19 protein-coding genes are annotated in these 21,165 nt (G+C 51.9%); 4 read left to right on the forward strand and 15 right to left on the reverse strand.

Translation table 11 applies throughout. The features are described 5' to 3' along the window. Positions 1-85: 85 nt before the first annotated feature. The gene (glyA, locus tag QUE74_RS16730) at positions 86-1,339 is read right to left on the reverse strand and encodes a serine hydroxymethyltransferase (protein WP_000919162.1); all 1,254 of its coding nucleotides are present in this window, start codon (positions 1,337-1,339) and stop codon (positions 86-88) included. A 327-nt stretch (positions 1,340-1,666) separates the two neighbouring features. On the opposite strand from glyA, the gene hmpA reads away from it, so the two are divergent. Next, the gene (gene hmpA / locus QUE74_RS16735; RefSeq protein ID WP_000883134.1) at positions 1,667-2,857 is read left to right on the forward strand and encodes an NO-inducible flavohemoprotein; all 1,191 of its coding nucleotides are present in this window, start codon (positions 1,667-1,669) and stop codon (positions 2,855-2,857) included. Between the two features lie 43 nt (positions 2,858-2,900). Here hmpA and glnB read toward each other — a convergent pair whose 3' ends face one another. From glnB to purL, 5 genes are all read right to left on the reverse strand, one after another. Next, positions 2,901-3,239: a nitrogen regulatory protein P-II gene (gene glnB, locus QUE74_RS16740; RefSeq protein ID WP_000717691.1), complete on the reverse strand. Its 339-nt coding sequence runs from the start codon at positions 3,237-3,239 to the stop codon at positions 2,901-2,903. A gap of 60 nt (positions 3,240-3,299) precedes the next feature. Next, the gene (gene glrR, locus QUE74_RS16745) at positions 3,300-4,634 is read right to left on the reverse strand and encodes a two-component system response regulator GlrR (protein WP_001354821.1); all 1,335 of its coding nucleotides are present in this window, start codon (positions 4,632-4,634) and stop codon (positions 3,300-3,302) included. Continuing rightward, the gene (gene qseG, locus QUE74_RS16750) at positions 4,624-5,337 is read right to left on the reverse strand and encodes a two-component system QseEF-associated lipoprotein QseG (RefSeq protein ID WP_001215871.1); all 714 of its coding nucleotides are present in this window, start codon (positions 5,335-5,337) and stop codon (positions 4,624-4,626) included. Before qseG ends, glrR begins: the two co-directional genes overlap by 11 nt. 164 nt (positions 5,338-5,501) lie before the next feature. Then, positions 5,502-6,929 carry a two component system sensor histidine kinase QseE/GlrK gene (gene qseE, locus QUE74_RS16755; RefSeq protein ID WP_001360889.1) on the reverse strand — a complete coding sequence of 476 codons (1,428 nt, stop codon included), beginning with the start codon at positions 6,927-6,929 and terminating at the stop codon, positions 5,502-5,504. A gap of 576 nt (positions 6,930-7,505) precedes the next feature. Then, on the reverse strand, positions 7,506-11,393 hold the full coding sequence (gene purL / locus QUE74_RS16760; protein WP_000970073.1) for a phosphoribosylformylglycinamidine synthase: 3,888 nt from the start codon (positions 11,391-11,393) through the stop codon (positions 7,506-7,508). A gap of 257 nt (positions 11,394-11,650) precedes the next feature. Here purL and mltF point away from each other — a divergent pair, with 257 nt between their 5' ends. Beyond that, positions 11,651-13,207, forward strand: a complete 1,557-nt coding sequence (gene mltF / locus QUE74_RS16765) for a membrane-bound lytic murein transglycosylase MltF (RefSeq protein WP_000734229.1) — start codon at positions 11,651-11,653, stop codon at positions 13,205-13,207. Here mltF and tadA read toward each other — a convergent pair. Together tadA and yfhb are read right to left on the reverse strand one after the other, a co-directional pair. Next, positions 13,204-13,707 (reverse strand): tRNA adenosine(34) deaminase TadA, encoded by a 504-nt coding sequence (tadA, locus tag QUE74_RS16770; RefSeq protein ID WP_001301544.1) that lies wholly within the window; start codon positions 13,705-13,707, stop codon positions 13,204-13,206. The two genes, mltF and tadA, sit on opposite strands and share 4 nt — an antisense overlap. A gap of 57 nt (positions 13,708-13,764) precedes the next feature. Continuing rightward, positions 13,765-14,400 (reverse strand): phosphatidylglycerophosphatase C, encoded by a 636-nt coding sequence (yfhb, locus tag QUE74_RS16775; protein ID WP_000190660.1) that lies wholly within the window; start codon positions 14,398-14,400, stop codon positions 13,765-13,767. Between the two features lie 208 nt (positions 14,401-14,608). Between yfhb and QUE74_RS16780 the strand changes: the two genes are divergently transcribed. Both QUE74_RS16780 and yfhL read left to right on the forward strand, forming a co-directional pair. After that, positions 14,609-15,457: a MurR/RpiR family transcriptional regulator gene (locus QUE74_RS16780; protein WP_001013779.1), complete on the forward strand. Its 849-nt coding sequence runs from the start codon at positions 14,609-14,611 to the stop codon at positions 15,455-15,457. A gap of 55 nt (positions 15,458-15,512) precedes the next feature. Next, positions 15,513-15,773 (forward strand): 4Fe-4S dicluster ferredoxin YfhL, encoded by a 261-nt coding sequence (gene yfhL / locus QUE74_RS16785; RefSeq protein ID WP_001196294.1) that lies wholly within the window; start codon positions 15,513-15,515, stop codon positions 15,771-15,773. Positions 15,774-15,966: 193 nt separating this feature from the next. Here yfhL and shoB read toward each other — a convergent pair whose 3' ends face one another. The 7 genes from shoB to lepB all read right to left on the reverse strand — a co-directional run bounded on the left by shoB (position 15,967) and on the right by lepB (position 21,159). Further along, entirely contained in the window at positions 15,967-16,047 is an 81-nt protein-coding gene (gene shoB / locus QUE74_RS16790; protein ID WP_000128779.1) for a type I toxin-antitoxin system toxin ShoB, read from the reverse strand. Positions 16,048-16,466: 419 nt separating this feature from the next. After that, positions 16,467-16,847: a holo-ACP synthase gene (acpS, locus tag QUE74_RS16795; protein ID WP_000986048.1), complete on the reverse strand. Its 381-nt coding sequence runs from the start codon at positions 16,845-16,847 to the stop codon at positions 16,467-16,469. Further along, positions 16,847-17,578, reverse strand: coding sequence for a pyridoxine 5'-phosphate synthase (pdxJ, locus tag QUE74_RS16800; protein ID WP_001354824.1), 732 nt, complete (start codon positions 17,576-17,578; stop codon positions 16,847-16,849). Before pdxJ ends, acpS begins: the two co-directional genes overlap by 1 nt. Positions 17,579-17,589: 11 nt before the next feature. After that, positions 17,590-18,318, reverse strand: coding sequence for a DNA repair protein RecO (recO, locus tag QUE74_RS16805; RefSeq protein WP_000399393.1), 729 nt, complete (start codon positions 18,316-18,318; stop codon positions 17,590-17,592). An 11-nt stretch (positions 18,319-18,329) separates the two neighbouring features. Then, the gene (gene era / locus QUE74_RS16810) at positions 18,330-19,235 is read right to left on the reverse strand and encodes a GTPase Era (protein WP_000063883.1); all 906 of its coding nucleotides are present in this window, start codon (positions 19,233-19,235) and stop codon (positions 18,330-18,332) included. Further along, positions 19,232-19,912 carry a ribonuclease III gene (gene rnc, locus QUE74_RS16815; protein ID WP_001068343.1) on the reverse strand — a complete coding sequence of 227 codons (681 nt, stop codon included), beginning with the start codon at positions 19,910-19,912 and terminating at the stop codon, positions 19,232-19,234. The genes era and rnc overlap by 4 nt, the downstream gene beginning before the upstream one ends. A 272-nt stretch (positions 19,913-20,184) precedes the next feature. Then, the gene (gene lepB, locus QUE74_RS16820; RefSeq protein WP_000002542.1) at positions 20,185-21,159 is read right to left on the reverse strand and encodes a signal peptidase I; all 975 of its coding nucleotides are present in this window, start codon (positions 21,157-21,159) and stop codon (positions 20,185-20,187) included. Positions 21,160-21,165: the final 6 nt, after the last annotated feature.

Raw genomic sequence — 21,165 nt, forward strand, 5'->3', positions numbered from 1 at the left:
TTGCAATAATTTGTAGGCCGGATAAGGCGTTCACGCCGCATCCGGCATGAACAACGAGCACATTGTCAGCAAATCACCGTTTCGCTTATGCGTAAACCGGGTAACGTGCGCAGATATCGAGAACTTTACCTTTGATGCTCTCGATAACGGCTTCATCATTGATGCTGTCCAGCACGTCACACATCCAGCCAGCCAGTTCTTTCGCTTCGGCTTCTTTAAAGCCACGACGTGTAATCGCCGGAGTACCCACGCGAATACCGGAGGTTACAAACGGGCTCTTCGGATCGTTCGGTACGCTGTTTTTGTTAACGGTGATGTTAGCACGGCCCAAAGCGGCGTCAGCTTCTTTACCGGTCAGGTTTTTATCAACCAGATCAACCAGGAACAGGTGGTTATCAGTACCGCCGGAAACCACTTTGTAACCGCGCTCCAGGAATACTTCTACCATCGCTTTAGCGTTTTTCGCGACCTGCTGTTGGTAAGTTTTGAACTCAGGTTCCATCGCTTCTTTCAGAGCAACCGCTTTACCAGCGATTACGTGCATCAACGGGCCGCCCTGACCACCAGGGAAAACGGCAGAGTTCAGTTTTTTGTACAGTTCTTCGCTACCGCCTTTCGCCAGGATCAGGCCGCCGCGCGGACCCGCCAGGGTTTTGTGAGTGGTGGTAGTCACTACGTGAGCATGAGGAACCGGGTTCGGGTAGACGCCAGCAGCGACCAGTCCCGCAACGTGCGCCATATCAACGAACAGGTAAGCACCGATGCTGTCAGCGATTTCACGCATTTTCGCCCAGTCAACCACGCCGGAATATGCAGAGAAGCCACCGATGATCATTTTCGGCTTGTGTTCTTTGGCTTGTTTTTCCAGATCGGCGTAGTCGATATGACCGGTAGCATCGATACCGTAAGGAACGATGTTGTACAGTTTACCGGAGAAGTTAACCGGAGAACCGTGAGTCAGGTGACCGCCATGCGCCAGGTTCATACCCAGAACGGTGTCGCCGGGTTCCAGCAGCGCGGTGTAGACCGCAAAGTTCGCCTGGGAGCCGGAGTGCGGCTGGACGTTAGCGTAGTCAGCGCCGAACAGTTCTTTCGCGCGATCGATCGCCAGTTGTTCAACGATATCAACATACTCGCAACCGCCGTAGTAGCGTTTGCCCGGATAACCTTCAGCATATTTGTTGGTCAGCTGAGAACCCTGCGCCTGCATTACGCGCGGGCTGGTGTAGTTTTCGGAGGCGATCAGTTCGATGTGCTCTTCCTGACGTACTTTTTCCTGCTCCATAGCCTGCCACAGTTCGGCATCATAATCGGCAATGTTCATTTCACGCTTTAACATCCGCATCTCCTGACTCAGCTAACAATAAAATTTTCGGCCTTTATAGGCGGTCCTGTTGGACAACGGCGAACAGTATAACCGAATCATTGTGCGATAACAGGTCTTGACAAAGGAATTTACGCAAACGATTACCTTCAGGCTGCGCAAGGCTTTGGAGAATAAAGAGCTTGCAACCGTAAACGGATTTCTTTTCAGGTTTGTGATGCAAATTTTTCACTTCATCACATTCTTCATGAAAAACACCAAAGAACCATTTACATTGCAGGGCTATTTTTTATAAGATGCATTTGAGATACATCAATTAAGATGCAAAAAAAGGAAGACCATATGCTTGACGCTCAAACCATCGCTACAGTAAAAGCCACCATCCCTTTACTGGTGGAAACAGGGCCAAAGTTAACCGCCCATTTCTACGACCGTATGTTTACTCATAACCCAGAACTCAAAGAAATTTTTAACATGAGTAACCAGCGTAATGGCGATCAACGTGAAGCCCTGTTTAACGCTATTGCCGCCTACGCCAGCAATATTGAAAACCTGCCTGCGCTGTTACCAGCGGTAGAAAAAATCGCTCAGAAACACACCAGCTTCCAGATCAAACCGGAACAATACAATATCGTCGGTGAACACCTGTTGGCGACGCTGGACGAAATGTTCAGCCCGGGCCAGGAAGTACTGGACGCGTGGGGTAAAGCCTATGGCGTACTGGCTAATGTATTTATTAATCGCGAGGCGGAAATCTATAACGAAAACGCCAGCAAAGCCGGTGGCTGGGAAGGTACTCGCGATTTCCGCATTGTAGCTAAAACACCGCGCAGCACGCTTATCACCAGTTTCGAACTTGAGCCGGTGGACGGCGGCGCAGTGGCGGAATACCGTCCAGGGCAATATCTCGGCGTCTGGCTGAAGCCGGAAGGTTTCCCACATCAGGAAATTCGTCAGTACTCTTTGACGCGCAAACCGGATGGCAAAGGCTATCGTATTGCAGTGAAACGCGAAGAGGGTGGGCAGGTATCAAACTGGTTACACAATCACGCCAACGTTGGCGATGTCGTGAAACTGGTCGCTCCGGCAGGTGATTTCTTTATGGCTATCGCAGATGACACGCCGGTGACGTTAATCTCTGCCGGTGTCGGTCAAACACCAATGCTGGCAATGCTCGACACGCTGGCAAAAGCAGGTCATAGCGCTGAGGTAAACTGGTTCCATGCGGCAGAAAATGGCGATGTTCATGCCTTTGCCGATGAAGTTAAGGAACTGGGGCAAGCACTGCCACGCTTTACCGCGCACACCTGGTATCGTCAGCCGAGCGAAGCCGATCGCGCTAAAGGTCAGTTTGATAGTGAAGGTCTGATGGATTTGAGCAAACTGGAAGGTGCGTTCAGCGATCCGACAATGCAGTTCTATCTCTGCGGCCCGGTTGGCTTCATGCAGTTTGCCGCGAAACAGTTAGTGGACCTGGGTGTGAAACAGGAAAACATTCATTACGAATGCTTTGGCCCGCATAAAGTGCTGTGATTTGAGGTTGCCGGATGGAGACATCCGGCAACCCTGACGCGGTTTAAATTGCCGCATCATCCTCTTCACCGGTACGGATACGAATAACCCGCGCCACGTCAAAGACGAAAATTTTACCGTCACCGATTTTGCCGGTTTGCGCCGTGCGAATAATCGTATCTACGCAGATATCGACAATGTCGTCCGGCACGACAATCTCAATTTTCACTTTTGGCAGAAAATCCACCATATACTCCGCGCCGCGATACAGCTCGGTATGGCCTTTCTGGCGGCCAAAACCTTTCACCTCGGTGACCGTCATGCCGGTAATGCCGACTTCAGCCAGTGCTTCGCGGACATCGTCCAGCTTGAAGGGTTTAATAATCGCATCAATCTTTTTCATGCTATTCCTTGAAAAGGTCGCCTGTCTTTTGATCTGCTAAACGTAACACATTACGCCGATTCATTCCTTGAAATCGTTTGCATCCAGCTCGTGTCGGGAAAGCAGTTTATAAAATTCTGTCCGGTTGCGCCCCGCCATTCTCGCCGCGTGGGTGACATTACCTTTGGTGATTTGCAGCAGCTTACGCAAGTAGTTGAGTTCAAACTGATTACGCGCCTCAACAAAGGTTGGCAGAGCCGTATTTTCGCCCTCCAGCGCCTGCTCGACTAACGCATCACTAATCACCGGAGATGATGTTAGCGCCACGCACTGTTCAATCACGTTGACCAACTGGCGCACATTACCCGGCCAGCTCGCGGTCATCAGTCGTTTCATTGCATCGGTGGAGAATGCGCGGACAAACGGTTTATGTCGCTCTGCCGCCTGGCGCAATAAGTGGTTTGCCAGTAGCGGAATGTCTTCTGTGCGCTCCGCCAATGCCGGGATTTTCAGACTGACAACGTTGAGGCGATAGTAGAGATCTTCACGGAATTCCCCGCGCGACATCGCCTTTGGCAGGTCACGGTGAGTGGCGGAAATAATCCGCACGTCGATATCAATATCGCGGTTGCTCCCCAGCGGGCGCACTTTGCGCTCCTGCAACACGCGTAGCAGTTTGACCTGCAACGGTGCGGGCATGTCGCCAATCTCATCGAGAAACAGCGTACCGCCTTCCGCCGCCTGGAATAAACCTTCGCGATTGCTGACAGCGCCAGTAAACGCGCCACGCGCATGACCAAACAGCTCGGACTCCAGTAATTGCTCGGGCAATGCGCCACAGTTAATAGCAATAAACGGCTTGCTGTTGCGCGGGCTGGCGTTGTGGATCGCCTGGGCAAAAATCTCTTTCCCGGTACCGCTCTGACCGTTAATCAAAACGCTAACATCTGACTGCGCCACCAGCCTCGCCTGTTCCAACAAGCGCAACATTAACGGACTACGAGTGACAATCGCCTCGCGCCAGCGTTCGTCGGTAGTGGGAGCTGATTGCTCCAGAGCATCGTCAATTGCCTGATACAGCGCGTCTTTATCGACAGGCTTGGTGAGGAAACTGAACACGCCCTGCTGTGTCGCGGCAACCGCATCGGGAATGGAACCATGGGCGGTAAGAATAATTACCGGCATTCCCGGCTGCACTTTCTGGATTTCGGCAAACAACTGCATACCGTCCATTTCATCCATCCGCAGGTCGCTGATGACTAAATCTACTTTTTCGCGATTCAGTACCCGCAATCCTTCAGCTCCACTTTCTGCCGTGACCACGCTGTAGCCTTCGCTGGTCAGACGCAAGCCAAGCAGTTTCAGCAATCCAGGATCGTCATCGACCAGTAATAAATGCGCAGGCTTATGGCTCATCAGGAGTGACCTCATGGGTAGATGGCGCGGGATTTTCACTCTCGTGCGGCGTATCCGGCGAGAAATTGCCAGCCGGTTTGCGGGTCGAGAGCTGACGTTCAATATCGGTCAGATTTTCCAGCTTGCGGGTGGTGAGCTCCAGTTGCTGCTGTAGAACGTGATGTTGCTGGCGCAAAGTATCCAGTTCGCTGTCGCTGGACTGCTGGAGTTTGCTGTAGCGTTGGCGCTCTTCCGCCAGTTGCAGTTGCAGCGCCTGACCGTCGCGCCAGAGTTGATACAGTGGGCGAACCTGTGCCGGGATCTCGGTACTTAACGCATCAATGCGCGCGACCAGCTGGCGGCGCTCATAAGGCGTAATTTTGGCGTCGGCGAGCAAAATCCCTTGTTTGAAGGTATTTTGCCAGCTGCCGTCGTCATATTGGCGGGCTTGCTGACGCGACTGCGCAGGCATTAAACGTTCAGCACAATCCATCGCCCGCAGCCAGTAAAGCGGATTGGTTTCGGTTGATTTACCTTGCAGCGCCCAGATGTCGCTACATTCAGTAGAAAGATAGTCAGCCAGTTGATAAACCGGAATTTTTTCTTCTGCTGGCGCATCAATAGCTGGCTTATTGTGACTCTGCACGCAACCCAGCAATGCCAGACATGGCAGCCCTGCCAGCCATAGCCGTCGGGGCAATAATCGTTGAAAAATGTGTCGCATATTCACCAGACTTAAAACCTATCCCAGTGGGCGTAATTGTTGCAGGCAGTTTGGACATGGACAGCGCGGAGAAACCGGAGCGTACACGTAGTACGTAAGGATTTCGAGCACTGCACGGGGCCAAACTGGCAAATAAAATAGCCTGATGGGATAGGCTCTTAACATTATTTCGTGTTTTTCGACGACGGTAATTCAATGCGGAAGCAAACCTCTTGCCCGCTCTCGTCGACCAGATGCAGTTCCCCCTGCATACGGCGAATACAATCCCTGGCAATGCTTAATCCCAGACCGCTGCCCTTCACCGCCCCTTTTCGCTGGTGGCTTCCCTGAAAAAAGGGTTCGAAGATCATGGCGCGTTCCTCTTGCGGAATGGGTGTGCCCGTATTGATGACATCAATATAAACCCGCGCGCCATGTAAACTGCTGCGAAGGCAAATGTTACCGGATTCAGCCCCGTAGTGCACCGCATTGGAGTAAAGATTATCCAGTACGCTCATCAGCAGCATTGGCTCCGCCAGGCAAGCAGTTGCTTTGAGATCGACGTCGGTATGCATCATTTTAGCCCGTGCGGGCAGGCTATGAGCAGAAACCACCATTTCCACCAGCGGTGCTAACTCTACACTCTCCAGTTCCACTGCACCGTCCGCCTGTTTACGGTTGTAATCAAGCAGTTGTTCGATCAGTTTTTGCAAATTGCGGCTGCTGCTATCAAGGATGCTCACCACCTCTTTTTGCTCGGGCGTAAGCGGCCCGACAACCTGGTCAGCCAGTAATTCAGTGCCCTCTCGCATACTCGCCAGCGGGGTTTTTAATTCATGAGATAAATGTCTTAAGAATTGATGGCGCTGGGATTCCAGCCATGACAGGCGCTCACTTAACCAAAGAATACGTTGCCCAACCGAGCGTAACTCACTCGGTCCACTGAACGAAACGCTATTGCCCAGAGAACGCCCTTCCCCCAGACGGTTGATCATCCGTTCAATATTTTTCACCGGGCCGATAATCATCCGCGTGAAGAGCAGCACCATCACCAGACTTACCAGAAATAACACCAGCGATTGCCAACCAAAATATTGCCCACGTTCGGCGATTTCACGCTGAAGCTGCTGTCCGCGAGAGAACACCACTGTGCGCGTGGCCTGTACCATTTCGGTATTGGCGCTGGCAAAAGCTTCCAGACGCGCGGCGGCGGCAGCATCGGGACCGCTGTTGTTACACTGAAGTTGAGCCAGATTGTTCAAGTCCTGACGCAATGCCTGGTATAGTTTATCGTCCGGCAGTACGCCTGCGTGGGCATCGAGCATTTCGCTATAACGCTTGCGCTGGCTTTGATAAACCTTCGCCAGGGTTGGGTCATCCAGCACGCAATACTGACGGTAGCTACGCTCCATCTCCAGCGCCGCGTTGGTCATCGCTTCACTGCGCCGGGCATCAATAAGCGTAGTGCGGTTAACCAGCGCCGCCTGATCGCTAAGCGCATTCAGGCTTTGCCAGGCTTGCCATGCCAGCACCAACAGGGGTAGCAGAATCAGCAAAAATGCCAGCATTACCAGTTGTCGTAATGAGCGGGGAAAAACGGGCCAGCGTTTCAAGGTGTTACTCTCGTCAGACGCGAATAGCCTGATGCTAACCGAGGGGAAGTTCAGATACAACAAAGCCGGGAATGACCCGGCTTTGTTATGGAATAAGGCGGTGCCTAACTCGACGTTTCGCCCGAGGGTTGATATAGCTAAGCTGATATCAGAAGTTGGACGGCAGGCACCTTGTTGTGCGTCATTCGAATTTTATGTAGCACGTCCCGAAGGGGCTGACATAAGTCGGTGAATGAGCCACTGATGACTATTATGCAGTAACTGTGCCAATAAATAAAATAGTTTGGTAACGTACTGATTATACGTTGTTTTGATGGATTTATGACTTCTTCGCTATTTGGGTGTCAATCAGCCATTGTGTCGCTAAAAAGAGACACCTTAAGATAAATTTATTAGACCCAAATAAAATCAATCAATTAAATGTCGCCAAAAAGCGACACAGTAAACCACCCATTGTCGTGATTTACAGACACAAAAAAAGCTCCCGGAGCTGGGAGCTTATGATAGTGGTCGGCGTTTAATGCCGGATGCGGCGTGAATGCCACATCCGGGCAGCAAAACCAATAGTTTGACGACTTACCCCAACTGCTTACGCGCATTGCGGAAAATACGCATCCATGGGCCATCCTCGCCCCAGTTTTCCGGATGCCAGGAGTTACTGACAGTACGGAAAACACGTTCCGGGTGCGGCATCATAATGGTGACTCGACCACTTTCAGTCGTGACCGCCGTAATACCATTCGGAGAACCGTTCGGGTTAGCCGGGTAGGTTTCAGTGACTTTGCCGAAGTTATCGACATAGCGCAGTGCCACCAGCCCTTTGCTTTCCAGTGCCGCCAGATGCGCCGCATCGCGCACTTCCACGCGTCCTTCGCCGTGAGAGACAGCAATCGGCATCTGCGAACCCACCATCCCTTGCAACAGCAGAGACGGGCTTTGGGTCACTTCTACCAGGCTGAAACGCGCTTCAAAGCGATCGGAGGTGTTACGCACGAAACGTGGCCACAACTCGCTACCTGGGATCAGTTCGCGTAGGTTAGACATCATCTGGCAACCGTTACATACCCCCAGCGCCAGCGTTTGCGGACGGTGGAAGAAGGTTGCAAACTCATCGCGTACACGGTCATTGAACAGGATAGACTTCGCCCAGCCTTCACCAGCACCCAGCACATCACCGTAGGAGAAACCGCCGCACGCTACCAGAGCGTGGAAATCCTCCAGGCCCGTGCGTCCAGCCAGCAGGTCGCTCATATGCACATCGAGTGCATCGAAGCCTGCACGGTGGAAAGCTGCCGCCATTTCAACATGCGAGTTCACCCCCTGCTCACGCAGCACGGCAACTTTCGGACGCGCACCAGTGGCAATATACGGTGCTGCCACATCTTCGTTGATATCAAACGACAGTTTCACATTCAGGCCCGGATCGGCGTCGTTAGATTTCGCCTGATGTTCCTGATCGGCACACTCCGGGTTGTCACGCAGGCGCTGCATCTGCCAGGTAGTTTCTGCCCACCAGACACGCAACGTGGTGCGGCTTTCGCTGAATACAGTCTGCCCGTTGGCGGTAATTACAAAACGGTCACCGGAAACCGCCTGCCCAACATAATGGACGCAATCAGCAAGGCCATGCTGTGCCAGTACCGCTTCGACCGCTTCACGGTCAGCAGCGCGCACCTGAATCACCGCCCCCAGTTCTTCGTTAAACAACGCCGCCAGGCGATCGTCACCCAGAGTGGCGATATCCGCGTCAATGCCGCAATGACCAGCAAAGGCCATTTCCGCCAGCGTTACCACCAGCCCGCCATCAGAGCGGTCGTGATACGCGAGCAGCTTACGCTGTGCAACCAGCGCCTGAATCGCATCATAGAAGCCTTTCAGTTGCGCGACATCGCGTACATCTGCCGGTTTGTCGCCAAGCTGACGATAAACCTGCGCCAGCGCCGTTGCGCCCAGCGCGTTATTGCCTTTGCCCAGATCAATCAGCAGCAGTGCGTTATCTTCGGTAGAAAGCTGCGGCGTGATGGTGTGACGCACATCTTCCACGCGGGCAAATGCAGAAATCACCAGCGAAAGCGGCGAGGTCATTTCGCGCTCTTCGCTACCTTCCTGCCAGCGGGTTTTCATCGACATAGAGTCTTTACCCACCGGAATCGTCAGGCCCAGCGCCGGACAAAGCTCTTCGCCCACCGCTTTAACGGCTTCATACAGGCCCGCGTCTTCACCTGGATGACCTGCTGCCGCCATCCAGTTAGCGGAAAGTTTAATGCGTTTGATATCGCCAATCTGCGTAGCGGCGATGTTAGTTAACGCTTCACCGACCGCCAGGCGGGCAGAAGCGGCGAAATCCAGCAGTGCAACTGGCGCACGTTCGCCTATTGCCATCGCTTCACCGTAGTAACTGTCGAGGCTGGCGGTAGTGACTGCGCAGTTAGCGACCGGCACCTGCCACGGACCCACCATCTGATCGCGCGCCACCATGCCGGTTACGCTGCGATCGCCGATGGTCACCAGAAAGGTTTTCTCCGCCACAGTCGGCAGATGTAACACACGCTTCACCGCGTCAGCGATGGTGATCCCTTCACGGGACAACGCGTCGCCTTTCGCTTTCAGCGTTTGCACATCGCGGGTCATCTTCGGCGTTTTGCCAAGTAGTACGTCGAGCGGCAGATCGATGGGTTGATTATCAAAATGACGATCGTGCAGAGAAAGATGTAATTCTTCGGTGGCCTCACCAATCACCGCGTACGGTGCGCGCTCACGCTTACACAGTTCGTCAAACAGCGGTAACTGATCGGCAGCAACGGCCAGCACGTAGCGTTCCTGGGATTCGTTACACCAGATTTCCAGCGGGCTCATGCCCGGTTCGTCGCTCAGGATATCGCGCAGTTCAAATTTACCGCCGCGTCCGCCGTCGCTCACCAGCTCCGGCATGGCGTTAGAAAGACCGCCTGCGCCGACGTCGTGGATAAACAGAATCGGGTTCGCGTCGCCAAGCTGCCAGCAGCGGTCGATCACTTCCTGACAGCGACGTTCCATTTCCGGGTTATCGCGCTGAACGGACGCGAAATCGAGATCCGCGTCAGACTGGCCGGAGGCCATGGAAGAGGCCGCGCCGCCGCCAAGACCGATGTTCATTGCCGGGCCGCCGAGAACGACCAGTTTCGCACCGACGTTGATCTCGCCTTTTTGTACGTGATCGGCGCGAATGTTGCCGATCCCACCCGCCAGCATGATCGGTTTGTGATACCCGCGCAGCTCTTCGCCGTTGTGGCTGTTCACTTTTTCTTCATAGGTACGGAAGTAGCCGTTCAGTGCCGGACGACCAAATTCGTTGTTAAATGCCGCGCCGCCCAGCGGACCTTCTGTCATGATGTCCAGCGCGGTGACAATGCGCTCAGGCTTACCGAAATCTTCTTCCCACGGTTGTTCAAAGCCAGGAATACGCAGGTTGGATACGGAGAAACCGACCAGACCAGCTTTCGGCTTCGCGCCGCGGCCGGTGGCACCTTCATCACGAATTTCGCCACCGGAACCGGTTGCCGCACCCGGCCACGGAGAAATCGCCGTTGGGTGGTTGTGGGTTTCTACTTTCATCAGGATATGCGCCGGTTCCTGATGGAAATCGTAGCGGCCCGTTTCGTGGTCAGCAAAGTAGCGGCCCACTTCAGAACCTTCCATTACGGCGGCGTTATCTTTATAAGCCGAGAGAACGTGATCCGGCGTGGTTTCGAAGGTGTTTTTGATCATCTTGAACAGCGATTTCGGCTGTTGTTCACCGTCGATAATCCAGTCGGCGTTAAAAATTTTATGGCGGCAGTGCTCAGAGTTCGCCTGGGCGAACATATACAGCTCGATGTCGTTCGGGTTACGACCCAGCTTTGTGAATGCATCCTGCAGATAGTCAATTTCATCTTCCGCCAGTGCCAGGCCAAGACGCAGGTTAGCGTCGATTAGCGCCTGACGTCCCTGCCCCAGCAAATCAACGCTGGTGACCGGAGTCGGTTGATGGTGTGCAAACAGCTGCTCTGCATCATCTAAAGCAGAAAAGACCGTTTCCATCATGCGGTCGTGCAGTTCAGCGGTCACCTGCTGCCATTGTTCATGGGTCAGCGTACCGGCTTCTATATAGTAAGCAACGCCGCGCTCAAGGCGGTTTACCTGTTGCAGCCCGCAGTTATGGGCGATATCGGTCGCTTTCGAAGACCAGGGAGAGATGGTACCAGGACGCGGGGTCACCAGCAGGAGTTTACCTTGCGGGGCGTGGCTGGCGAGTGCCGGGCCATATTTCAGCAGGCGTTCAAGTTGTGCGTGCTCATCATCGTTTAACGGCGCATTGAGGTCAGCAAAATGGACATACTCGGCGTAAATATTGTGAACCGGGAGCCTGGCAGCCTGAAAACGTGCCAGCAGTTTGTTGATTCGGAATGCCGACAATGCAGGCGAACCACGCAGAATTTCCATCATAAGTCTCTCGTCTTCTAAGCTTTCGGTGTACCCAAGGGGGGGAAACGGGCGTCATTATAAAGAATCTGATGCGCTGACGAAACCGTTTGCGTGGAAATAAAATCACCATTGTGAATTAGCAACGCGTGCCGCCAATGGCTGTAATAAGTTGCCAACTGGCGCTGGTTTACGCAAAATGCCGCTCATTTATGAGTAAACCTTTCACTATTATTACGTTTTTTCAAGCTGGGATGCGCACGACACAGAGAATTAACTAATTGAAAAAATTAAAGATTAATTATCTGTTCATCGGCATTCTGGCACTGCTGCTCGCGGTCGCACTCTGGCCATCCATTCCATGGTTTGGTAAAGCCGACAACCGTATCGCCGCCATTCAAGCGCGGGGAGAGTTGCGTGTGAGTACTATTCATACCCCACTGACTTATAACGAAATCAACGGGAAACCTTTTGGCCTGGATTACGAACTGGCGAAACAGTTTGCCGAGTACCTCGGCGTAAAACTGAAAGTGACCGTGCGGCAGAATATCAGCCAGCTGTTTGACGACCTCGATAACGGCAACGCCGATCTGCTGGCTGCAGGACTGGTTTATAACAGTGAGCGGGTAAAAAACTATCAGCCTGGCCCTACCTACTATTCCGTGTCACAACAACTGGTTTATAAAGTGGGTCAGTATCGCCCGCGTACGCTGGGCAATCTGACAGCGGAGCAACTTACCATCGCACCAGGCCATGTGGTGGTTAACGATCTCCAGACCCTGAAAGAAACAAAATTCCCGGAATTAAGCTGGAAGGTAGACGACAAAAAAGGCTCAGCAGAATTAATGGAAGATGTCATCGAAGGAAAACTCGATTACACCATTGCTGATTCTGTCGCCATCAGCCTGTTTCAGCGCGTTCACCCGGAACTCGCTGTAGCGCTTGATATCACCGACGAACAGCCGGTGACCTGGTTTAGCCGATTAGATGGCGATAATACCCTTTCTGCCGCTCTGCTCGACTTCTTCAACGAAATGAATGAAGACGGTACGCTGGCACGCATTGAAGAGAAATACCTGGGGCATGGCGATGATTTTGATTACGTCGATACGCGCACGTTTTTACGCGCCGTCGATACCGTACTGCCGCAGTTGAAACCGCTGTTTGAGAAGTACGCCGAAGAAATTGACTGGCGTTTGCTGGCCGCTATTGCTTATCAGGAATCGCACTGGGATGCACAGGCCACTTCCCCGACGGGTGTGCGTGGCATGATGATGTTAACCAAAAATACCGCACAAAGCCTCGGCATTACGGATCGTACCGATGCCGAACAGAGCATCAGCGGCGGTGTGCGTTATTTGCAGGATATGATGAGTAAAGTGCCGGAAAGTGTGCCGGAGAACGAACGGATCTGGTTTGCCCTCGCCGCGTACAATATGGGCTATGCGCATATGCTGGATGCCCGCGCCCTGACGGCAAAAACTAAAGGTAATCCTGACAGTTGGGCTGACGTGAAACAGCGCCTGCCTTTACTTAGCCAGAAACCCTATTACAGCAAGCTGACTTACGGCTACGCACGTGGGCATGAAGCCTACGCTTATGTCGAAAATATTCGTAAGTATCAGATTAGCCTGGTGGGGTATCTGCAAGAGAAAGAGAAGCAGGCTACAGAAGCGGCGATACAACTGGCGCAGGATTATCCGGCAGTATCGCCAACGGAGCTGGGCAAAGAGAAATTTCCTTTTCTCTCGTTTCTTTCCCAGTCGTCATCAAACTATTTGACCCACTCTCCCTCTCTGCTGTTTTCCAGGAAAGGGAGTGAAGAGAAACAAAATTAATCCGTCGAGGATTGCGCTTTTTTCTGCGCTTTAATTTCCTGTCGGCGCATGCGAAAGAAGTCACTGAGCAACGCCGCGCACTCATCCGCCAGTATTCCTTCTGTAATTTCCACTCGGTGATTCATACCCGGATGGTGCAGCACATCCATTAAAGATCCCGCAGCGCCCGTTTTCGCGTCACGCGCACCAAAGACCACGCGACCAATGCGACTGTGGATCATCGCTCCGGCACACATCACACATGGCTCAAGCGTGACATACAACGTGGCGTCGATCAGACGATAATTTTGCATCACCAGACCGCCCTGCCGCAGAGCCATGATTTCTGCATGTGCGGTGGGATCATGTCGACCAATCGGACGGTTCCAGCCTTCGCCGATTACCCGATTGTTATGCACTAATACCGCGCCGACCGGTACTTCCCGCTCATCCCAGGCACGCTTCGCCAGCGTCATTGCATGACGCATCCAGTATTCGTGGCTAAATTCGACTTCAGACAAAAAGAAAACTCCGGTTATAAAAGCGCGGCGCATTATACACGGACGCTATGCTTTACTCTATTCCAGTTGCTGGAGTTCACCGCGCGGGGTTACCCGCCAACGATGCTGGCAGAAATAAAGCAGCGGGTTGTCCTGATTACTGTCGCTATAGCCACTGTACAACCGCAGTGGCGTGCCGATTTTACGCTCCAGTTGCGCGACCTTCTCATGCCCGAGGCAACGCATCGTCAATACCCAACCACCATAGCCACGCTGAATCTGACTGGCAATAAGATTAACCCGCGGCAGCCAGGGCGTATCATAATAAACCGCTTCAACCAGCGGCTGCGGAGAGCCGGTAATCAACCAGATATCAGCATCGGAACTTAACAGGTAGGTGGTTAATCGCTCCTGAACCAGCGGAAAGGCGGTAACATTGTCACGAAACCAGCGTACGAAATCGGCCTGCAACGCCTGCAAACGCGCTTCATTGTGACCAAAAGTGCATCCCCAAAGAAGCAGACTCATCGGCCAGCGTGCTGCACGACCTTTTATCAATAACGCGATGGCAATGACCGGCAACAACGGCAGGACAAGTAATGCATTCAGCGGTTGGCGACGCAGTAAATAACGCAAAAAACTGCCGAACATATCCTGCTGATGCAATGTTCCATCTAAGTCAAAAAACACCACACGACGCTCGTGAGTTGCCAAACCATACTCCTCTGGACTGAAACATCCTGATTAATCTTCGCTACTACATAGCCTAACAGATAGATCATCACTTTTCCGGCAACAATCGACTGCATCATGGCTATCTGGAATTTTTAATTCATGGCAATTAACAGCAATGGAATATAAAATTCACTCGCGTGTGTTTCATATTGCCTGTTGTCGCCATAGTTTCATCGCGAGGAAAGATATGAACGGCTTACTTCGTATCCGTCAGCGTTACCAGGGGCTTGCCCAGAGTGATAAAAAACTGGCGGACTATTTGCTACTACAACCTGATACGGCGCGCCATTTAAGCTCTCAGCAACTGGCCAACGAAGCCGGAGTCAGTCAGTCCAGCGTCGTGAAGTTCGCGCAAAAACTCGGCTATAAAGGTTTTCCGGCACTTAAGTTGGCGTTGAGTGAAGCGCTGGCAAGCCAGCCGGAATCTCCCTCCGTGCCCATTCATAACCAAATCCGCGGTGATGATCCGTTACGGCTGGTCGGCGAAAAACTGATTAAAGAAAATACTGCCGCTATGTACGCAACGCTAAATGTTAATAGTGAAGAGAAACTGCATGAATGCGTAACAATGTTGCGCTCTGCACGGCGGATAATTCTGACCGGTATTGGCGCTTCGGGTCTGGTGGCGCAAAACTTTGCCTGGAAGCTGATGAAGATTGGCTTCAATGCCGCCGCAGTGCGCGATATGCATGCGCTACTCGCCACAGTCCAGGCGTCGTCCCCTGACGATCTGTTATTAGCCATTTCCTACACTGGTGTACGACGCGAGTTAAACCTGGCGGCAGATGAGATGCTGCGAGTGGGCGGAAAAGTACTGGCGATTACCGGCTTTACTCCCAATGCCCTGCAACAACGCGCTTCTCACTGCCTGTATACCATTGCCGAAGAACAAGCGACAAACAGTGCTTCAATCTCTGCTTGTCACGCTCAGGGAATGTTAACGGATTTACTGTTCATTGCGCTGATTCAGCAGGATCTGGAACTGGCACCAGAACGTATTCGTCATAGTGAAGCGCTGGTGAAAAAACTGGTTTGAGTAAAGAATGCGCGTATAATGCCCGCCCGGTTTGTGTTGTTTTGAGAGTTTCCTTATGGCGCTGTTAATCACTAAAAAATGCATCAATTGTGATATGTGTGAACCCGAATGCCCGAATGAGGCGATTTCGATGGGTGAACATATCTACGAGATTAACAGCGATAAGTGTACCGAATGCGTAGGCCACTACGAGACGCCCACCTGCCAGAAGGTGTGCCCGATCCCTAATACTATTGTGAAAGATCCGGCGCATGTCGAGACAGAAGAACAGTTGTGGGATAAATTTGTGCTGATGCACCACGCGGATAAGATTTAATATTTTGCTCTATGAACAGGATATTACTTATTTGCTCGTATAAAAGCGAAAGTTATATATTAATTTCCATAATATCATTAATGAATATATTCATTAAATGAATTCCGATAATATATACGCCGACACTTACGTCTAATTATTAAAGGCGCGCCTGGCTGGTTAACCTGACGCGCCTTAAGTACGTTTCCTGGTGTTACAAGAACAGAAGGATCAGCTGTAAAACAGCAATGACGACTTTAATGACCCGTTTAATCAGGTATCGGCAATCAGTCATTCGTTTTTCCTTAAACAAGGAATGCAGCCGTTAAGATTAGCCCTTACATCTCCCCAAATCTGAACGTGCGAGTTATTGAGGGTGCATGCTGCACTCCACACCAGAGCTTTGACGACACCACTCGTTTCAATGGGGGAATTCAGTGATATGGTTTAAAGCACAGCAAAATCTCCAATAACGAAGCCAATTTTAATGTACTTACGAATTGGTGGTCACGTTAATCTTTCCATCAATATCGATTTCTTCGTCAAGGCTCGAGTTTTTATACTAAAGATTGCAAGTTGCTTGTAAAAGATAACCACACTGATCCATAATCGCTCTCATTGAGGGTGCGTGCTGCACAAAATTAAAGTTGTAAAGTAAAACCCCCGTTCCTTACCAGTTCGGGGGTTTTACTTTTTAAAGAGAACGGTATTATTTTAACTTTCGATAATTACCGTGGCGCAAGCATAGTGGCGTTCATCTGCCAGCGTTACATGCATATTTACAACGCCGAGCTTTTCCGCCAGTTTTAATGCCTCACCCCACAGTCGCAGCCGTGGCTTACCAAGCTCATCGTTAAATACTTCAAACTGATTAAACGCCAGACCATTGCGGATCCCGGTGCCAAACGCTTTTGCTGCGGCTTCTTTTACGGCAAAGCGTTTCGCCAGAAAACGCACTGGCTGGTGGTGCGTTTTCCAGATTTCCCATTCGTTATCGCTTAATACGCGGCGAGCCAGGCGCTCACCGGATCGGGCGATCACCGATTCAATGCGAGCGATCTCCACAATATCCGTACCTAAACCTAATATTGCCATTAGCCACGCGCTTCCAGCATCAAACGCTTCATTTCTGCCACCGCATCTTTCAGTCCGGTCATCACTGCACGACCAATAATGGCATGACCGATATTCAGTTCATGCATCTCAGGGATGGCGGCAATGGCTTTCACGTTGTGATAGGTCAGACCGTGACCAGCGTTAACTTTCAGACCGAGGCTTGCCGCAAAGGTCGCGGCTTTCGTAATGCGCGCCAGCTCTTGCGCCTGTTCGGCATCAGTTTTGGCATCGGCATAGCAACCGGTGTGGATCTCAATAAACGGTGCGCCAACCTCTGCCGCGGCTTTGATCTGCTCTTCATCGGCGTCGATAAACAGAGAAACCTGAATCCCGGCATCCGCCAGACGTTTACAGGCATCGCGCATTTTGTCACGCTGCCCTGCGACGTCCAGGCCACCTTCGGTTGTGACTTCCTGGCGCTTTTCAGGTACCAGGCAGCAAAAATGCGGCTTTATTTCAACGGCGATCGCCAGCATCTCTTCGGTCACCGCCATCTCCAGATTCATGCGGGTATCCAGCGTCTGACGCAGGATGCGCACGTCGCGGTCGGTAATGTGGCGACGATCTTCACGTAGATGCACGGTAATGCCATCCGCCCCCGCCTGCTCAGCAATAAACGCCGCCTGCACCGGATCCGGGTAAGCAGTACCACGTGCGTTACGCAGCGTTGCAATATGGTCAATGTTGACGCCTAACAGTAATTCAGCCATGACAATCCTCATCATTCATAATGTGTTTTCACCGTTCGCTTAGGCATAAACTGCCGGAACAGTTCCCTGCTCTTTAATGGTTTACCGCCAAGATACGGCTTTAGCGCCATGCGGGTAAAGCGTTTCGCGGCGCGCAGTGTGTCTGCGTCAGGAAATTCCCGCGCGTTTAACGCTTTTAACTGCCTTCCGGTGAACGTTTTATTATCGATAACGACACTTGCGATAAACCCTTTTTCTTCGCGATAACGATACGTCATGGTGTCATCTACCGGCTCGCCGCTACCCGCACAATGGGTAAAATTGACGCCATAGCCCAGATGCCCGAGCAGTGCCAGTTCAAAGCGGCGCAGCGCGGGTTCTGGCGTACCAGTGGCACCTGCAAGAGACTGAATGCAGTGCAAGTAATCGAAAAAGAGTTCAGAGAAGCGCGTCTCGTATTCCAGCACGCGGGAGAGAAGTTCGTTAATGTACAAACCACTGTAAAGGGTGATACCGCTTAATGGCAGCGCCAGCGAGACAGCTTCAGCACTGCGCAGCGTTTTGACTTCGCCACGCCCGCCAAAACGTAGCAAGAGAGGGGTGAAAGGCTGTAATGCACCTTTCAGAGTAGAGCGTTTAGAGCGTGCGCCTTTGGCAACCAGACGCACGCGACCCGATTCCTCCGTGAAGACGTCCAGCATCAGGCTGGTTTCGCTCCACGGGCGACTATGCAGGACAAATGCGCGCTGCCAGCCTTCCATCGGAGTAACTCTTAAAGATCGTCAACGTAACCGAGACTGCGCAGTGCGCGTTCGTCGTCGGCCCAGCCAGATTTCACTTTTACCCACAGTTCAAGGTGGACAGGCGCTTCGAACATTTCCTGCATGTCTTTACGCGCTTCAATTCCGATGGTTTTAATCTTGGCCCCTTTGTTGCCAATCACCATCTTCTTCTGCCCCTCACGCTCAACGAGAATCAAACCGTTGATGTCATAACCACCGCGTTCGTTAGAGACAAAACGTTCGATCTCCACGGTCACGGAATATGGCAGTTCAGCACCGAGGAAACGCATCAGTTTTTCGCGGATGATTTCAGACGCCATAAAACGCTGCGAGCGATCGGTGATGTAATCTTCCGGGAAGTGATGGGTCGCTTCAGGCAGATGCTTACGCACGATTGCCGCGATAGTGTCGACATTCAGCCCAGTTTCGGCAGAGATCGGTACGATATCGAGGAAGTTCATCTGGCTTGCCAGGAACTGTAAGTGTGGCAGCAGATCGGCTTTTTCCTGCACGTTGTCCACTTTGTTCACCGCGAGGATTACCGGCGCTTTGCCATCGCGCAGTTTGTTAAGCACCATTTCATCGTCCGGCGTCCAGCGGGTGCCTTCAACGACAAAAATCACCAGCTCAACGTCGCCAATGGAACTGCTCGCCGCTTTGTTCATCAGGCGGTTAATGGCGCGTTTTTCTTCCATATGCAGGCCTGGGGTATCGACGTAGATCGCCTGATACGCGCCTTCAGTATGGATCCCCACAATGCGGTGACGAGTTGTCTGCGCCTTGCGGGAGGTGATGGAGATTTTCTGCCCCAACAATTTATTCAACAATGTGGATTTGCCAACGTTCGGACGTCCGACGATAGCAATAAATCCGCAGTAACTTTTATCGTTGCTCATTCCAGCTCCAGTTTTTTCAACGCCTGTTCGGCGGCAGCCTGCTCAGCCTTACGACGGCTTGAACCTGTGCCAACCACCGGTTCACTCAGGCCGCTGACCTGGCAGTGGATAGTAAATTCCTGATCGTGCGCCTCACCACGTACCTGGACTACCAGATAAGTCGGTAGCGGCAGATGGCGACCCTGCAAATATTCTTGCAAGCGCGTTTTCGGATCTTTTTGTTTATCGCCTGGGCTAATTTCGTCCAGACGGGTTTGATACCAGTTAAGGATTAATTTCTCGACGGTTTGAATGTCACTGTCGAGGAATACGCCACCAATTAATGCTTCGACGGTGTCGGCGAGAATTGACTCACGACGAAATCCACCGCTTTTAAGTTCACCTGGCCCTAAACGTAAGCACTCACCTAACTCAAATTCGCGCGCCAGTTCAGCCAGCGTATTGCCACGGACCAGCGTGGCGCGCATCCGGCTCATATCGCCTTCATCCACGCGAGGGAAACGGTGATAAAGCGCATTGGCGATAACGTAGCTCAGAATAGAGTCGCCTAAAAATTCTAAACGCTCGTTATGTTTGCTGCTGGCACTACGATGGGTTAATGCCTGCTGCAACAGTTCCTGATGATTAAAAGTGTAGCCCAGCTTCCTTTGAAGCCGATTAATTACGATGGGGTTCATGCGATACCAATAAATAAATGCGTCAACAATTCAGCACACGAAACAGACCTGATATACATGGCTCTGCTAACTGCTTCGCTGCAGTTTCAGTTTACCGGTATATGGGGACCAACGCTGTTTCGTGTGCCGTGGCAACCTGGAGGTGCCAACCTTAAACTTCGGGGGAATATTCTATACACAACGACGGGGGATGTCGTTAGCCACGGGAGATTTATCTCATAAATAATTCACGTTGTCGCCATAACGGCGACAACGTGAACGAAGATAAGCTATTAATGGATGCCGCCAATACGACTTAAGCGCACACCAGTCGGCCATTCGCCTTCTTGCTTATCGAAACTCATCCAGATAGCCGTTGCCCGACCTACCAGATTCGCTTCCGGCACAAAGCCCCAGTAACGGCTGTCCGCGCTGTTGTCACGGTTGTCACCCATCATGAAGTATTGGCCCGGTGGAACAATCCAGGTTGCCAGTTGTTGCCCTGGCTGCTGGTAATACATCCCCACCTGATCCTGCGCAATCGGCACTGTCAGAATACGGTGCGTCACATCACCCAGAGTCTCTTTACGCTCGGAAAGACGAATTCCATTTTCTTTGGTTTCGTTTTTCGGCACTTCAAAGAATCCGCTGGTTGCTTCCCCACCATTACGGCGCGAGAAGGTCTGAACGAAATCGCTCGGTTCCACGTTTGAGTAGGTGACCGGCAGCGCGTTTTCACACGCCTGACCGGAACTGCATCCCGGCTGAATCGTCAGCTCTTTTGAAACCGGATCGTAAGTGACTTTATCGCCCGGTAAACCCACCGCACGCTTGATGTAATCAAGCTTTGGATCTTCCGGGTATTTAAAGACCACGATATCGCCACGTTTCGGATGACCGGTTTCGATCAGCGTTTTCTGGTAGATAGGATCTTTAATGCCGTAAGCAAACTTTTCTACCAGAATAAAGTCACCGATTAACAGAGTCGGCATCATCGAACCTGACGGGATTTGGAACGGTTCATAAATAAACGAACGCACAATCAATACAATAGCCAGCACCGGAAAAACAGAAGCCCCGGTTTCCAGCCAACCTGGCTTCGGCGCAACTTTTTTCAGCGTTGCTTTATCCAGTGAGTCACCAGCAGCCGCTTGAGCCGCTGCCTGACGTTCCCGTCGCTTAGGTGCGAAAAAGAATTTATCCACGCACCATAAAATGCCCGTCACCAGTGTGGCAATCACCAGAATGAGGGCAAACATATTCGCCATGCCAAC

The organism is Escherichia sp. 10290, assembly GCF_030295155.1.
GTDB classification, from domain to species: Bacteria; Pseudomonadota; Gammaproteobacteria; order Enterobacterales; family Enterobacteriaceae; genus Escherichia; species Escherichia coli_F.

Excerpts from the sequence above, each read along its gene's own strand:
- shoB (WP_000128779.1), bottom strand. The coding sequence starts at position 16,047 with ATGACTGATTGCCGATACCTGATTAAACGGGTCATTAAAGTCGTCATT.
- glnB (WP_000717691.1), bottom strand. The coding sequence starts at position 3,239 with ATGAAAAAGATTGATGCGATTATTAAACCCTTCAAGCTGGACGATGTC.
- qseG (WP_001215871.1), bottom strand. The coding sequence starts at position 5,337 with ATGCGACACATTTTTCAACGATTATTGCCCCGACGGCTATGGCTGGCA.
- era (WP_000063883.1), bottom strand. The coding sequence starts at position 19,235 with ATGAGCAACGATAAAAGTTACTGCGGATTTATTGCTATCGTCGGACGT.
- lepB (WP_000002542.1), bottom strand. The coding sequence starts at position 21,159 with ATGGCGAATATGTTTGCCCTCATTCTGGTGATTGCCACACTGGTGACG.
- glyA (WP_000919162.1), bottom strand. The coding sequence starts at position 1,339 with ATGTTAAAGCGTGAAATGAACATTGCCGATTATGATGCCGAACTGTGG.
- purL (WP_000970073.1), bottom strand. The coding sequence starts at position 11,393 with ATGATGGAAATTCTGCGTGGTTCGCCTGCATTGTCGGCATTCCGAATC.
- glrR (WP_001354821.1), bottom strand. The coding sequence starts at position 4,634 with ATGAGCCATAAGCCTGCGCATTTATTACTGGTCGATGACGATCCTGGA.
- rnc (WP_001068343.1), bottom strand. The coding sequence starts at position 19,912 with ATGAACCCCATCGTAATTAATCGGCTTCAAAGGAAGCTGGGCTACACT.
- yfhL (WP_001196294.1), top strand. The coding sequence starts at position 15,513 with ATGGCGCTGTTAATCACTAAAAAATGCATCAATTGTGATATGTGTGAA.
- hmpA (WP_000883134.1), top strand. The coding sequence starts at position 1,667 with ATGCTTGACGCTCAAACCATCGCTACAGTAAAAGCCACCATCCCTTTA.
- acpS (WP_000986048.1), bottom strand. The coding sequence starts at position 16,847 with ATGGCAATATTAGGTTTAGGTACGGATATTGTGGAGATCGCTCGCATT.
- pdxJ (WP_001354824.1), bottom strand. The coding sequence starts at position 17,578 with ATGGCTGAATTACTGTTAGGCGTCAACATTGACCATATTGCAACGCTG.
- QUE74_RS16780 (WP_001013779.1), top strand. The coding sequence starts at position 14,609 with ATGAACGGCTTACTTCGTATCCGTCAGCGTTACCAGGGGCTTGCCCAG.
- recO (WP_000399393.1), bottom strand. The coding sequence starts at position 18,318 with ATGGAAGGCTGGCAGCGCGCATTTGTCCTGCATAGTCGCCCGTGGAGC.